This is a genomic window from Bradyrhizobium huanghuaihaiense (assembly GCF_025200885.1).
Taxonomy (GTDB): Bacteria; Pseudomonadota; Alphaproteobacteria; order Rhizobiales; family Xanthobacteraceae; genus Bradyrhizobium; species Bradyrhizobium huanghuaihaiense.
The window spans coordinates 7,768,311-7,781,909 of record NZ_CP104172.1 but is presented as its reverse complement, the minus strand read 5'-3'; the positions used below and the strand labels follow the sequence as shown (position 1 = coordinate 7,781,909).

General features: G+C 62.0%; 9 protein-coding genes and 2 pseudogenes. 2 read left to right on the top strand and 9 right to left on the bottom strand.

The window, feature by feature from the left end:
* The first annotated feature begins 296 nt into the window (after positions 1-296).
* Positions 297-1,802, top strand: a complete 1,506-nt coding sequence (locus N2603_RS36780; protein WP_260385996.1) for a serine hydrolase domain-containing protein — start codon at positions 297-299, stop codon at positions 1,800-1,802.
* Between the two features lie 357 nt (positions 1,803-2,159).
* Here N2603_RS36780 and N2603_RS36775 read toward each other — a convergent pair.
* Positions 2,160-2,684 (bottom strand): annotated as a pseudogene (locus tag N2603_RS36775) (arginase family protein); the annotation flags it as partial.
* Positions 2,685-3,401: 717 nt separating this feature from the next.
* On the opposite strand from N2603_RS36775, the gene N2603_RS36770 reads away from it, so the two are divergent.
* The gene (locus tag N2603_RS36770; protein ID WP_425248941.1) at positions 3,402-6,284 is read left to right on the top strand and encodes an ATP-binding protein; all 2,883 of its coding nucleotides are present in this window, start codon (positions 3,402-3,404) and stop codon (positions 6,282-6,284) included.
* 7 nt (positions 6,285-6,291) lie between these two features.
* On the opposite strand, the gene N2603_RS36765 is transcribed toward N2603_RS36770, so the two are convergent.
* The 8 genes and pseudogenes from N2603_RS36765 to N2603_RS36730 form a co-directional block, all read right to left on the bottom strand.
* The gene (locus N2603_RS36765) at positions 6,292-7,011 is read right to left on the bottom strand and encodes a hypothetical protein (protein ID WP_260385994.1); all 720 of its coding nucleotides are present in this window, start codon (positions 7,009-7,011) and stop codon (positions 6,292-6,294) included.
* Between the two features lie 138 nt (positions 7,012-7,149).
* A pseudogene (locus tag N2603_RS36760) lies at positions 7,150-7,754 on the bottom strand (redoxin domain-containing protein).
* 34 nt (positions 7,755-7,788) lie between these two features.
* Positions 7,789-9,549, bottom strand: a complete 1,761-nt coding sequence (locus tag N2603_RS36755) for an MOSC and FAD-binding oxidoreductase domain-containing protein (protein ID WP_260385993.1) — start codon at positions 9,547-9,549, stop codon at positions 7,789-7,791.
* A gap of 176 nt (positions 9,550-9,725) precedes the next feature.
* Positions 9,726-10,781 (bottom strand): alpha/beta fold hydrolase, encoded by a 1,056-nt coding sequence (locus N2603_RS36750; RefSeq protein WP_260385992.1) that lies wholly within the window; start codon positions 10,779-10,781, stop codon positions 9,726-9,728.
* Positions 10,771-11,688: a heme-binding protein gene (locus N2603_RS36745; protein WP_260424343.1), complete on the bottom strand. Its 918-nt coding sequence runs from the start codon at positions 11,686-11,688 to the stop codon at positions 10,771-10,773. Before N2603_RS36745 ends, N2603_RS36750 begins: the two co-directional genes overlap by 11 nt.
* 259 nt (positions 11,689-11,947) lie before the next feature.
* Complete coding sequence (locus tag N2603_RS36740) at positions 11,948-12,646, bottom strand: type 1 glutamine amidotransferase domain-containing protein (protein ID WP_260385991.1); 699 nt, start codon at positions 12,644-12,646, stop codon at positions 11,948-11,950.
* A gap of 211 nt (positions 12,647-12,857) precedes the next feature.
* A complete protein-coding gene (locus N2603_RS36735) occupies positions 12,858-13,022 on the bottom strand; it encodes a hypothetical protein (protein WP_260385990.1) in 165 nt (54 codons plus the stop codon).
* Between the two features lie 35 nt (positions 13,023-13,057).
* Complete coding sequence (locus N2603_RS36730; protein WP_260385989.1) at positions 13,058-13,450, bottom strand: hypothetical protein; 393 nt, start codon at positions 13,448-13,450, stop codon at positions 13,058-13,060.
* Between the last annotated feature and the right edge of the window lie 149 nt (positions 13,451-13,599).

Genomic DNA, 13,599 nt, shown 5'->3' with positions numbered 1-13,599 from the left:
TGGGGCGATTTCCCGATATGCCCGGCAGGTCTCAAACCATAGATCAGGCGGTTATGAGCGGCCGGCTCTAACCATTGAGCTACAGGCCCGCCGGGCCGCGGCTCGCCAGACTGCACGGCCGGCAATGGTGCGCGGTTCGCTGGCAAGGCGCTTCGCCGCATCTCTCTAAATTGTGTCATGAAGTGGCTGCTGCCTGTGGTAGATATGCCGGTGCGCAACAACCCAGGCAGGGGTAGAGCATGCAAGTGGCTGATCGTTTCATCGGGCGTTCATCACGAAACAGGGCGATGCTCGGCATGCTTGTCCTGCTCATCTGCGTCCATTCCGGCGCCGCGAGCGGACAGAGTAATGAGGCGGTGTGGCCAACAACGCAATGGCAAACCTCGACGCCGGAAGAGCAGGGCATGGATTCGGCCGCACTCGCCAGGGTTGTTGCGTTCGGTACCACGCGCAGCTTCGACAGCCTGCTGATGACCCGCCACGGCCGCGTCGTCCTCGATGCATACTACGCGCCGTTCACTGCCGACATGCCGCACACGATTAATTCCGCCACCAAGGCGGTGGTCGCGACGCTGACGGCGATGGCTTACAAGGACGGCCTGCTAGATCGCCTCGACCACCCAATGCTGGATTTCTTTGCCGATCGGAAAGTCGTCGATGCCGACGAGCGCAAGAAGGCGGTCACGGTTCAGCATCTGCTCAACATGACGTCCGGCCTCGAGTGGGACGAAGGGTTTGAAGGCGGCCGCGAACAATCGATGCGAGACATGGGCGCGAGTCCCGATTGGGTAAACTTCATCCTCGACCGTCCGATGGCGCATGCGCCGGGCGAGAGCTTCTATTACAACAGCGGCGGCTCGCATCTGCTGTCCGCAATCATCAGCAAACTCACCGGAAAGAACACCGCCGATTATGCTAACGAGCGGCTGTTCGGCCCGCTCGGCATCGCGCCGCCATTCTGGCGCCGCGATCCGCAACGGCTTCCGATTGGCGGCTTTGGCCTCGCGATGCGGCCTCGCGACATGGCGAAGCTCGGCTATCTCTATCTGCGTAACGGCGAATGGGATGGCAAGCGGCTGCTCCCAGCGGACTTTCTCGGCGTCGTCGGCCATGCCACCATTAACATGAACGCGCGGTCCGATCCCGCGCTGCGCTACGCCAACCAATTCTGGGCGATTCCCGGCAAGCACGTCTACATGGCGGTCGGATATCACTGCCAGATAATCATGGTCCTGCCCGAAAAAGATATCGTCGCCGTAATGACGGCGCGGGATTTTTGTCCTTTGGGTAGACTGGCCGACGACATCTCCGGCGCGGTCAAGGCCGATTCTGCGCTGCCGGCCAACCCGGCGGCAGCCGGTCGACTGGCCGAGGTGATCGCGGAGGTCTCGACCGAAAAGGCGACCAAGGTCGGCGCCGCGCCGGCGATCGCTGCCGCCATCTCGGGGAAGACTTACAAATTCTCCGACAATGCGCTCGGCATCAAATCGCTGGTGCTCTTCCTGGGCGACGAGAACCCACGCTACATCGTGCAGATGGCGGCGGGCGATCCGGCGCAGCGACAACTCGATGGGCCGATCGGGCTCGACGGCCTGTACCGCAAGAGCGCGCCGAGCTTCCTCGGTATTCGTGCCGCCAAGGGCTCGTGGCAGAACGAACAGACCTTCATCTTCGATTTCCAGTATGTCGGACTTGGCGAAACCTCGATGTGGACGCTGACCTTCGACGGCGACAAGGCGACGCTGCGCGGCAAAGCGCGGTACGGGCGCGAGGCGACGGCGGAAGGGACGTCGGGCGGTTGAGCGATACGCACCGCGGCGGCGGTCGAGCACGATTGTGCGTTTTCCACCGCCTGCTCGAAGACAATCGCTTCGAGTTGCGTTGACAGTGCTGGCCCGCCTCGCCCCGCGAGGGCTTCGGCGAGGCAGCCTTCGCTACGACGGCGCTCGCCGAGCCGAAGCTCGCGAAGCGAGCGACGGCTAGTGGGCCCCGCAGGACTCGAAGTTGCAACCAGACGGTTATGAGCGGCGGGACAACGATTGGCTTCGTTGATTTTGCTGACGCTTTTTTGTTTGAAACGCGTTATTGCGCTCCGGCTGGGTCGGTTCTGGTGCGAAACTGGTGCGGTAGCGCCTGCTCGCGCAGACGAGCCGTGCCTGACGTCCGTAAGGTCTGCCATGGCCGTAGCGGACGCCGTGGCGCTCGTCGACGAAGTCGAGATGAGCATCGATCTGTACCAGATGGATCGGATCCTGATCGCTGAAGGCGGCGATGCAGGGGATATTGATCGAATGATCGCCGCCAAGCACCACCGGCAAGGCGCCGGCCGCCAGGATATTGCGGACCCCGAGCTCGATATTGGCGTGGCTTGCGATCGTATCGGTATGGATGATGTCGGCGTCGCCGAGATCGACGATGCGCACGCCTTCAAGATAGGTGACGTCGTCCTCGTGATCGTAGGCGCCGGCATGGCCGAAGGAGAATAGCGTCGATGCTTCACGAATGGCCCGAGGCCCAAAGCGCGCACCGGCACGCCATTGAGTTCCGAAGTCGAAGGGCGCGCCGAGGATCGCGACATCCGCCTCGATCCGGTCCCAGTCCTGGACATAGGGACTCTTGGCGAAGGTCGCGATGCCGACGAAGGGCAGGTCGAGACGACCCTTCTCGTAAGCGTGAGTTGTCATGATCGTCCTTTCCGTCCCTCACTGTGGGCTGCGCATTCGCGAAAAATGGTGTCCGGAAATATTCAAAGCGCCGCTGACATGCGCTGTCGTACGCGAGCGCCCTCGGATGTTCGCATTGACGTTGCTCGTCGCACAATCAACTCTTGTCCCGTCGAGCTCTGTGCGAATGGAGGGCCACGTGAGATACAATCGAGGAGAGAAAACTGGCGGACAACAGTCACAAGTCAGTCTATCCGCACCGAAAGCAGCAGAACCGAGCACGATTGCCATTCGCCCAGCGGCTCACCTGCACTATTGACGATGCATGCGAAGTGACCGGCTTGGGACGCACGAAGCTTTAAGAGTTGATAGGGGCTCGGCGTATCGTCACGACAACGGTCGGACGTCGCGACCAGTAGTGGTCCACTCACTTCTGGCGCTCCTTGACGCCAACATGTCGAGCTAATGGACGTGCCGAGGTCCGACTAAGTGCCTGATTTTTTGACAAAGTTGGCGATGCTGCTCCTACGTTTCGGGTTTGCAAACGCTGCAATGTTCAATACACTTTTTTGCGACACAGCGGCATGCTGTTCTTTGCACTGCCGCTCCTTATGCATAGGATATTCCAAGGGTCCGGATGACGGAAAATTTTTATTTTGATCAGAGCAAAACAGTCTCTGAGAATCCCGGACCGTTCTATTTCTGTCAGACGTCGCTCCGGGCGTTCCAGCAGTGACAATGCCGGAAATAACGAGCGCCCGCACAACGCCGGGTCACGAACCCGAGACAGTGTCGTTTGGTCCATTCTCGCTCAGGACGCGGCTGCTTGAGAAGGACGGCGTGCCCGTCAAGCTGGGCGGGCGGGCAACGGATATCTTGCGGCTGCTGTTGAGCCGCGCGGGAGAGGTGGTTCCGAAGGAGGAAATTCTCGCCTACGCCTGGTCAGGCCTCGTCGTCGAGGAAATCAGCCTGCGGGTCCATATTGCAGAGCTGCGCAAGGCGCTTGGTGATGGCAAGGACGGGGCACGCTACATCACCAACGTTCCGAGTCGTGGCTACTGCTTCGTCGCGCCGGTCCAACGCAGCACACTGATGCCGGCCCCGCCGCCGCCCCCGGGTCCACCGGCGAACGCCGCCCCGGAGAAACCGGCGCCGGTCTCGCTGCCGCACCGGCTGGAGCGGATGGTGGGGAGGGAAGACATCCTCCAGGATTTGTCGGCTCGTATTTTGAGCGATCGCTTCGTCACGCTGAGAGGTCCAGGCGGAATTGGCAAGACGACCGTCGCCGTCGCATTGGCCCACGACATGCTGGCGGCGTTCGAAGGCCAAGTGTACTTCCTTGATCTCAGTCCTCTAAAGGACGCGACGCTTGTCGCGAGTAGCGTCGCTGCGGCGCTCGGCCTTGTGGTTCATCACGCCGATCCCACAGACAGCATCGTCGCCTTTCTGCGCGATCGTCGTCTCCTTCTCGTCCTCGACGGTTGCGAGCACGTGATCGACGTCGTCGCGACGCTTGCGGAAAATATCCACCAGCGGGCATCCCACGTCAGTATCCTTGCGACCAGCCGGGAGTCGCTGCTGGTGCAGGGTGAGCAGATTTTTGAGCTCGTCCCGCTGCAGGCGCCGCCCCGAGGAGCCGGGCTGAGTGCCAGCGAGGCACTGAGCTATCCAGCGGTGCGTCTATTCATGGAGCGGGCGACGGCCGCAGGTCATCGGGCCGACCTTACAGATGACGACGCCGACGTGCTGGCGGAGATTTGCGGCAAGCTCGATGGCATTGCGCTGGCGATCGAACTCGCAGCGGTCCGTGTCGGTGTTCACGGGTTGCGGGAGGTGGCAACGCTGCTCGACGGCCGCCTGAAGCTGGAATGGCGCGGACGGCGAACCGCGCCGCCGCGGCATCAGACGCTCGGCGCCACGCTGGACTGGAGCTATGGTCTGATCGACGAGAGCGAGCGGACAACGCTGCGGCGTTTGGCGATTTTCGCAGGGCAGTTCACGCTGCAGGGTGCGCTTGCCGTGGCGGGCGATGCGCGCTCGCCGGCCGATCAAGTCGTCGATGCGCTTGGGCAACTCGTCGCCAAGTCTCTGGTTTCGGCGCGGCCGGATGGCGTCTCGACACGCTATCGCCTGCTCGACACCACCAAGGCTTACGCCATGGAGAAGCTGGTCGATTGCGGCGAAGCGCCGGGCACGGCTCGCCGGCATGCCGCCTACGTTCAGCAGGTGCTTGAGACAACGATGGCGCCCGAAGCGAGCGGGAGCGGTCAGGCACCTCGTGCACAGGAGCGTGCAAGTCTGCTCGCCGACGCCCGAGCCGCGTTGACCTGGGTCTATGCCACTGATGACGGCGCCGACCTGCGCGTGCCGCTGGCGGGCGCCTGCGCCAGATTGTTTGTCGAACTCAACCTGCTGAACGAGGGGCGCATCTGGTGCAGTCGCGCGCTTGCGGCCCTTGACGACAGCAGTCGCGGGACTGCATGGGAGCTTGAGCTCCAGTCGACGCTGGGTCATGCCTTCATGTTCACCGAACGCAACAGCGAGCAGGCTGAGGGAGCGTTACGTCGCGGTCTCGAGATTGCGGAAGGTCTCGATGATTTATCCCACAGGTTCAGGCTGCTGGCGCGACTGAACATGTTCTATCGCCGGACCGGCGAGTATCAGCACCTGCTGCCGGTAGCCCTCGAGGCCGAGAAGGTTGCGCGGGTGATCGGCGACCCTGCTGGGCTCGCCGGCGCCAAGGCCCTTGTCGGGGTCTCCTACCACCTTGTCGGCAACCAGACCGAAGCGCAGGTCCATCTAGATGAGGGTGTGCAGGGGGATGCGGCGTTGCGCAGCGCCCAGCCGGGGCATTTTGCCTACGCGAGAACGCCGCAGATTCCGCTCGCGCGCGTCCTGTGGTTGCGCGGCTTTCCAGACCGGGCGGTCGAATGCGTTCGCCCGCTGACGAGCACCGCTACGCCGCGCGACGTCGTGATGCACAGTATCGCGCTGTGCTGGTCAGCATCTCTGTACGGATGGGTCGGCGACTGGGAGGTTGTCGAATCATTGGCCGGCCGGTTATCCGCGCATGCCGGCATTCACGGACTGACACCTTATCAGGCCGTTGCTGCTGGCTTTCGCGGGCAGATCATGATTGCCCGCGGAGAGCTGAAAGCCGGCATCGATCTGTTACAGTCTTCGCTGCCGCGCCTGCATGCCGACCGCTACGAACTCTATGCATCCGCATTCGCTGCCGAGCTGTCGCAGGGGCTGGCGGCATTGGGCAGGTTGCCGGAAGCTCTCAAGGTGCTGAACGAGACGATTGCGCGCGTCGAGCCGGAGGGGGCGGCCTTTGACATGCCCGAGCTGTTGCGCTTGCGGGCCGAGCTCGAGGCGCGTCGAGGCGACCTTGCAGCTGCGGAAGCAAGCCTTGCGGAAGCGGTCCTGCTGGCCGAACAGCAGGGGGCGTTGTCCTGGCGGTTGCGAACGGAGATGTCGCTTGCGCGGCTCCAGCGTCGGAAGGGCCTCCCGGATGCCCTGACGGGGGTGGCTGAAACCTATGCCCGGTTCTCCGAAGGATTTGAGACCGCCGATCTGAAGGCCGCGAGGCTCATGCTGAACGAGACGCCAGCGCGGTAGCGATGGCTCAGCCGAAGCGAAATGCGGAGAGATCGATCGAGACCATCAGGGTGTCGAGCATCGGCATCAGATTGTCGTCACGCAGGTAAACTCTCCGCTTGGTCGGGATCCTTATGCCGTCGACGCTGACTGGGTCCGAGATGTACTGGGCAGCCGAAAAATTTCCGGCGATTTCCACGCTGTAATCATGCCGCCGAATGAGCATGTCGGGGCCGAAATAGAAATCCTGCTCGGTGCTGTGGCTTGCGATCGTGGCAGGGAAGGTCGCGCGAAGTCCGCGCCAGACCTCCGCACCTTCGCGCCATGGTTCGATCTCCCGGAGCTGAAATCCCTCCATCGCAAGCAGGAAGGGCGTGGTCAGGCAGGTCCAGAGGGCGTAGCCGTTGAAATAGCCGCGGTGCAGCGGATCCCAATGCGTGCGCAGATCATGCTGCGCAAATGACGCGCGTGGGCTGTTTCGTTCCGCGATGACGCGCTCGTCTTCGGCGACAATGGCGATGTGCCCGGGCGTGAAGTCCATGCGCTGGCCGGGCCTTCCGAATGGCGCGATGGATGCCCGCTCGCGATGCAGATCGATCCGCATCGTTCGCGGCGTTTGATCCTGATCGATTTCCTTCAGGGCCCACAAATCTCCGCCGCACCTGATCGCGGCCGAGAGATGTTGGTGCGCCTTCCACTGGTGTAGGCCACCATGGGCCTCGATCGCATCTGCCAATAATGGAATCATTGGCGGTTACCTCTTGCATGGGCTGCCTTTGTCACACTGAGGTAACCCCAAACGTCGGCATTCGCCCGTTAAGCGTTGTTATGCCCTGTTGTATTTGCCGGCCAAACCCGTAGAAACGCGGAAAAAAGGTCGTCTTTTTTATCCGCTTCTACGCTTGTCACCGAGGGTTTGAGCGTAGGTCTTGCCGTAGGGATAGAAGCGCTCCTTGCGGCCCTGCTGCCATGCCGCCTTGAGATCCGCTGTCGTGATGTCCCAGTCCGACCGGCATTTAATGGTGACGGCGCGCAGGTCCACCCGGAGTTCCTCGACTGTCGGACGACCGAAGACCAGTAGCCGTTGTAGATCTTGTGAATGACAAGGCCGGGCTGCAGTACGATCACGTGCGGGATCATCGGGTCGTGAACGGGATCGGTGTATTCGGCGATGTCGAGGTCCTTCTGAACGATGCGCCGGGAGTCGGAGAGAAAGGTCCAGTGCGCTCCCACGCCGCTGCGGTATTCGTTCGTCTGGGTGATATTGTCGGTCGTGATGGTGACCAGCCGGCAATAGCCAACCTCCATCTCGCGATGGAGTTCGAGCAGGCCTTCAGCCTGACGGCGATCCTTGGGACAGAAGCCGCCGCGGCCGAGCACGACCACCATCGGATCCTGTTCCTGCAGCTCCGAGAGCTTGCGATGCTTTCCGGTGTGATCGCTGAGCTCATAGTCGGGAAAGACAGCGCCTTGGATCATGTCGGATCGCATTTGATCTTCTCCGGGTTTTGCGAAATCAGCACATTCACAAATCAATCACGACATCGCCTGCCGGCTGTGCGCAGCAGATCAGCACATTGCCGTCCGACGGTGCATCGATTGGGTCCGGCCGATAACCGACGGTCCCCGCCACGAGCCCGCTCTCGCAGGTGTGGCAGACGCCGGTTCGACACGCGAAGCGCACGGGTACGTCGCACGCCTCGGCGAGCTCGAGCAGGCTCTGGAACAATGGCCCCCAGTGCACATCGAGACCGCTACGGGCAAAGGAAACCATCGGTCCCGTTGCGACGGCCTCTGCCGGCGGATGCGGCTGTCGGCGCGGCGAGGCCTCGATGCCGGGAGTAATGGATGGGCCGGCGCCGAACAGCTCGGTGTGGACCTGAGTCGGTGCGACGCCCAACGCGGCGAGGCCGGCGGTCAAATCACTCATGAACGTCGATGGGCCGCAAATGTAGAAATCAGCATTGCGCGGCAGGCCAAGTTTCTGGAGCGCCTGCATGTCGAGGCGCCCCGCAGTGTCGAAATCGACATTGGGCCGATCCTTGGGGTCGGGCGAGCTGTAGCAAACGTAGCTATGGTGATGGGCAAGCGAATTGAGCAGCCCACGCGTCTCATCGGCGAAGGGATGCTCGCGGCCGTTACGTGTTCCGTGCAGCCACCAGACTTCCCGCGTCGACGCTTCGGCCGCCAGCACGTGAAGCATCGCGAGCACCGGCGTTACGCCGATCCCGGCACTTAGCAACACAACAGGCCTGTCGCCGGGGCGCAGTGTGAAGTCGCCGCGCGCCGCGCTTGCTTGCACGATGTCGCCGATCTGCAGGCTGTCGTCGATGAAGGCGCCGGCCGCGCCATGGGCTTCGCGCTTGATGCTGATGCGATAGTGGGATGCGCCGGGTTCCCCCGACAGTGAATAGCTGCGCATCAGCGCAGGCACAGATGCCGGCTCGAGCCGCAGCACGACAAACTGCCCGGGGAGCGCGGTTGCGATCGGCTTTCCGTCCACCGGCTCGAGCAGCAGCGAGATCACGTTGCCGCTCTCGCGCACCTTGCGCGAGACACGGAAGGGGCGGAAACCACGCCACGCTGGCGGCGGCCCAGCCGCGGCATTGAGCCCTGCGTTTCCCGTCGTTGTACCGCAGTCACGCGCCTGCGTGAGCAGCGCTTCGAGGGATCGGCGCCACCCGACGCTCAGCATCGGGATGCGCAGCGCCCGCTCCAACTGGTCGCGGGGATGACCCGGCTTGTAAAGGAGGGCGTCGATCTCGGACACGCTCATGTGCTCCGGTCCGGAAGCGACCTGAATGATCTCGTCGCCGGCCTGTACTTGCCCTTCCTCCAGCACACGGAAATAGAAGCCGGGCCTTCCGTGCTTGACCACCAGCGCGGCCATCTCCGGCTCGTTCATACGGATGCCGAGCCGGTAACAGGTGACGCGCGGCTGCGTCACCTCGAATAGCGCGCCGCCGATCCGGTAACGATCTCCGATGCACACCTCCGCATCCGACAGGCCGTCGACCGTAAAATTCTCTCCGAACTGCCCATGAACGAAGTCGTCTCGTCCAAGATGGCTTTGCCAATACCGATAAGAATCCAATTGATAGACGAATACAGCTCGGCGTTCGCCGCCGTGACCATTCAAGTCCCCCTGGCCGTCACCGTCCAGGTTGAGGTGACGCGCCATCCGCGGCCCCTCGACCGGCGTCTTCCAGATGCCGGTGTGCACCGTTTTGCCCTGCCAGACGATGTCACGCGGCAGACCAACATTGATTGAAATCAATCGTCCCATCGCAGCCGGCCCTATCCAAGCAGGAAAGATGGCGCAAACTGGATCAGCATGACCAGGATGATCGCAACCAATGCCGCGATTGTGACTGCTTTGCGCATTCTCGTTTTCCACTTGCTGGAGCGAGGCAACCTGCGGGCCGCAACTGGCCAGCCCGCAAGTCCCGCTCTGGCGTCCCGTCAGCTGTCGGCGACGACGTCGATGATGGCCTCCGCGAATGCGCGGGGCGCTTCCTGAGGCAGATTGTGCCCGATGCCACCCTTGACGGTCCGATGCGAATATTTTCCCGAGAACTTCTTGGCGTAGGCAGCAGGCTCGGGATGCGGTGCGCCGTTCGCGTCGCCCTCCATGGTGATGGTGGGTACGCTGATGACCGGAGCCTCGGCAAGTTGCTTCTCAAACGCGTCGTATTTTGCTTCGCCTTCGGCAAGGCCTTGCCGCCAGCGGTAATTGTGAATCACGATCGCGACGTGGTCTGGATTGTCGAACGCCTTTGCGGTACGCTCGAAGGTCGCACCATCGAAATTCCATTTCGGTGAGCCGAGCTGCCATATCAGTTTCGAGAACTCGCGACGATACATGTCGTAGCCGGCCCGGCCGCGCTCGGTCGCGAAATAGAATTGATACCACCATTGCAGCTCGGCTTGCGGCGGCAACGGCTTCTTGCCGGCTTCCTGGCTGCCGATCAGATATCCGCTGACCGAGACCAGTGCCTGGCATCGCTGCGGCCAAAGCGCCGCCATGATGTTGGCGGTTCGCGCGCCCCAGTCGAATCCGGCAAGGGTCGCCTTCTGGATATTGAGGGCGTCCATCAGCGCGATGATGTCGGCTGCGATCGCTGATGGTTGTCCGTTACGGAGAGTCGCATCGGACAGAAAGCGGGTGCTGCCGTGGCCGCGCAGGAACGGCACGATGACACGGTAGCCTTCAGCCGCGAGAAGGGGTGCCACGTCGACGAAGCTGTAGACGTCATACGGCCATCCGTGCAGCAGGATCACCGCCGGTCCTTCCGCAGGACCGGCTTCGGCATAGCCGACACTGAGCACTCCGGCATCGATCTGCTTCAGCGGCGCGAACGATGTATGCGTGCCCGCCTTGACTGGCCCAAGATTGGCCGACTTCGGCTTCGACAATTGGGCTTCGGCCGCGCCGCTGAACGCGAGCTGGCTCGTCACAAAGGTGAGGGCGGCAGCGCCGACCAGGCGGCGACGATCTTGATCGATCTCATTGGACATAGGTCTCTCCCGTGAGTTTGGGCTGCAGCAGTGCGGTGACGCCAGTCAGGTCGCTCGAACCTTCCGATGTTTCGGTGCCGGGCTTGGGGGCTGACGCTCCCCTGACCACATTCGTCAGTTCCGGAGTGAAGCTTGTATCGCCTGGCGCGATGTGTCCGGTCAGTCGTGGGGTGACTTCCTGGAACACCCACGCGTTGCCGTCGGGATCGCTGAACGAGGCGTAGGAGGCGTAGCTTTTCCGTCCCGGGTTTGGGCCACTGACCAGGTCTTTCGAAGCGACATGATGGAACACGCCGCAGGCGTCATGGAACAGCTCGCTGATCGCGACACCACGGCGGAGCAGATCGAAGCGCGTGGCCTCGATGTCGGACACGATCAGGTGCAGGCCCTTCGCCGAGCCTGGTGCAGGCGTCGTGACGTTGGTTCCGAAGATGATCGAGCATCCGGATCCGGCCGGCGTGAACTGGATCATCCGATAGTCGTCGCCGGTTGCGTAGTCGATGTCGAGCCTCCAACCAAGTCCGCTGTAGAACAGCTTGGCGCGATCGACGTCGGAAACTGGGATCACGACGACTTCGAGCTTCATGTCCGATTTGTCGGCGGCCACGGATTCCCGGAGTGCCGACTCCAGGATGTCGACGTCCTGCTCAACGGTGCCACCGCTTACGCCAACCCCCGCAACCAATTGACCCTCGACGACGAGCGGCGCTCCACCGCCCATCGAACAATACCGTCCCCCGGAGACTCCCATCAGAGGGAACAAAGGTTGCCCTGGCTGTACGAGCAGGAAAATGTCGGCTGTTCGAAGTCCCACCAACGCAGACGTGTAAGCCTTCCGCTCCGATAGATCGGCCGCAAAGACTGGCACTCCATTCATGCGATATTTGAGGATGATGTTGCCGTGGATGTCGATAATTGAAACCGCGACCGGTACGCCGGTTTGCGCTGATTGCGCCTCCGTCCAGCTATGTTTTTTGCATAGGTGAGTAAGTCCATGACGGGTGTCCTTGCATGAGGATTGTGGAGAAAAGTAAATTCAGGACCGCGTCACGCTTTGAACGTATCGCCCTGCAATGGTGCCACCTTCGCCCTATTGAGAGGCGCTAATCAAAGCACCGCTCCGGCAGGAATTCGCAACCGTATCGATGGATGATAGCCTGCGAAGCTCAGGCAGCCGGCCTGACGCGCTGCTTCACGGCGGCGAGCAGGGTGTGCGCAGCCGGGCCCGAGGAATGCGGGTTCTGACCGGTGATCAGCAAGCCGTCGCTGACGACATGAACTCCCCAGTTTGCCGTTTTCGAGAAAACGGCGCCGAGCTTCAGCATCTCATCTTCGACAAGGAACGGTACCACCTTGGTGAGGCCTACATCTTCCTCTTCGCCGTTGGTAAAGCCGGTTACTTCCTTGCCCTGTACGAGGGGCTTGCCGTCGGGCGTCTTGACATGACGCAGAGCACCGGTGGAATGACAGACGACGGCGATGATTTTGCCGGCGGCGAGGAAGGACTCGATCAATTTGACCGAGTCCTTGTCCTCGGCGAGGTCCCACATCGGGCCGTGACCGCCGGGATAGAACACCGTGTCGTAATCTTCCTGCTTGACGCTGTCGAGGCGCACGGTCTTGTCGAGCTGCGCTTCCGCCTCTTCGTCTTCCTCGAACCGAAGGGTGAGTTCGGTGCGGAATTCGGGCTCGTTGCTCTTCGGGTCGAGCGGCGGACGGCCTCCCTTCGGGGATGCCAGCGTCACGTCGGCGCCGGAGTCCTTGAAAACGTAGTAGGGAGCGGCAAGCTCTTCGAGCCAGAAGCCGGTCTTCCGTCCGGTGTTACCCAATTGGTCGTGGGAAGTGATAACCATCAGCACCTTCATGATTGTTTCCTGTGTCTGCATTCGTTGAATGAAACGCCGCGCCTGATCTTGTTGAGAAGTGCCGGCGCAATCCCGTTCGAGCTCATGCATTTGGCCGTTGCCCGTGGACACACCCTGTACCCAAACGCCGCTGTTGGCTCGTTAGGCGTTGTTAGGCGTTGCAAGTGGGCGCTAGGATCGTGTGAGGGAGAGCGGGAGCGAGAAGGCGTCGCTATTCGAACGTGGCGTCAAGGACTTCCACGTCGAGCAGGATCGATTTGGGAGCCGCGGTTCCATCGGACCGCAATGCGAGCGAACGCCGGTCTCGCTCGCGCTCAAGGGAGAGCTGCAGGTCATACGAGGCGCGGTAGACGAAGGGCTTGAATTGCTTCAGCAATCCTTGCCCCGGATGATTGCTGATCGCCTCGAGCGTTACAGGGGGCCGCCGCCGTCGCATTGGTAGAAGGCTTGGCAATCCGGTAGCGGCTGGATGATGCGCTCAACGCGATACAGACTGAAATCAAGTCCGTCGCCGACCAGGGCGAAAGCTGGGAAATGCCGGAGCTTCTGCGCGTCCGCGGGGAGCTTCGCGCGCGGAGCGGTGACCGTCCCGGTGCAGAACAGGATTTTCGTGCCGCCATGGATCTGGCGGGACAGCAATCCGCCCTGTCGTGGAGCTTGCGGGTTGCCATGAGCCGGTTGCGTCTTGCGATCGAGCCGATGGCTAGGGCCGGCGCGGTCTCCGATCTGAAGCGCATCTACGCGCGTTTCGGGGAAGGATTCGACACCGCCGATCTTCGCGATGTCCGCGAAATCCTTCAGCAATTCCGATCCTGCGGCCTGAGGGCAGGCAGCGTGGCGAGCCATCACGGACCGGCCAGACATTTCGTCGCTCGCAACGGTTAACGGCCCCTAACAACCCATAACGAGCTATTTCGCGGCCGCTGCGCGAGTGTCATGACGCACCAATCAGC

Excerpts from the sequence above, each read along its gene's own strand:
- N2603_RS36780 (WP_260385996.1), top strand. The coding sequence starts at position 297 with ATGCTTGTCCTGCTCATCTGCGTCCATTCCGGCGCCGCGAGCGGACAG.
- N2603_RS36770 (WP_425248941.1), top strand. The coding sequence starts at position 3,402 with ATGCCGGAAATAACGAGCGCCCGCACAACGCCGGGTCACGAACCCGAG.
- N2603_RS36765 (WP_260385994.1), bottom strand. The coding sequence starts at position 7,011 with ATGATTCCATTATTGGCAGATGCGATCGAGGCCCATGGTGGCCTACAC.
- N2603_RS36755 (WP_260385993.1), bottom strand. The coding sequence starts at position 9,549 with ATGGGACGATTGATTTCAATCAATGTTGGTCTGCCGCGTGACATCGTC.
- N2603_RS36750 (WP_260385992.1), bottom strand. The coding sequence starts at position 10,781 with ATGTCCAATGAGATCGATCAAGATCGTCGCCGCCTGGTCGGCGCTGCC.
- N2603_RS36740 (WP_260385991.1), bottom strand. The coding sequence starts at position 12,646 with ATGAAGGTGCTGATGGTTATCACTTCCCACGACCAATTGGGTAACACC.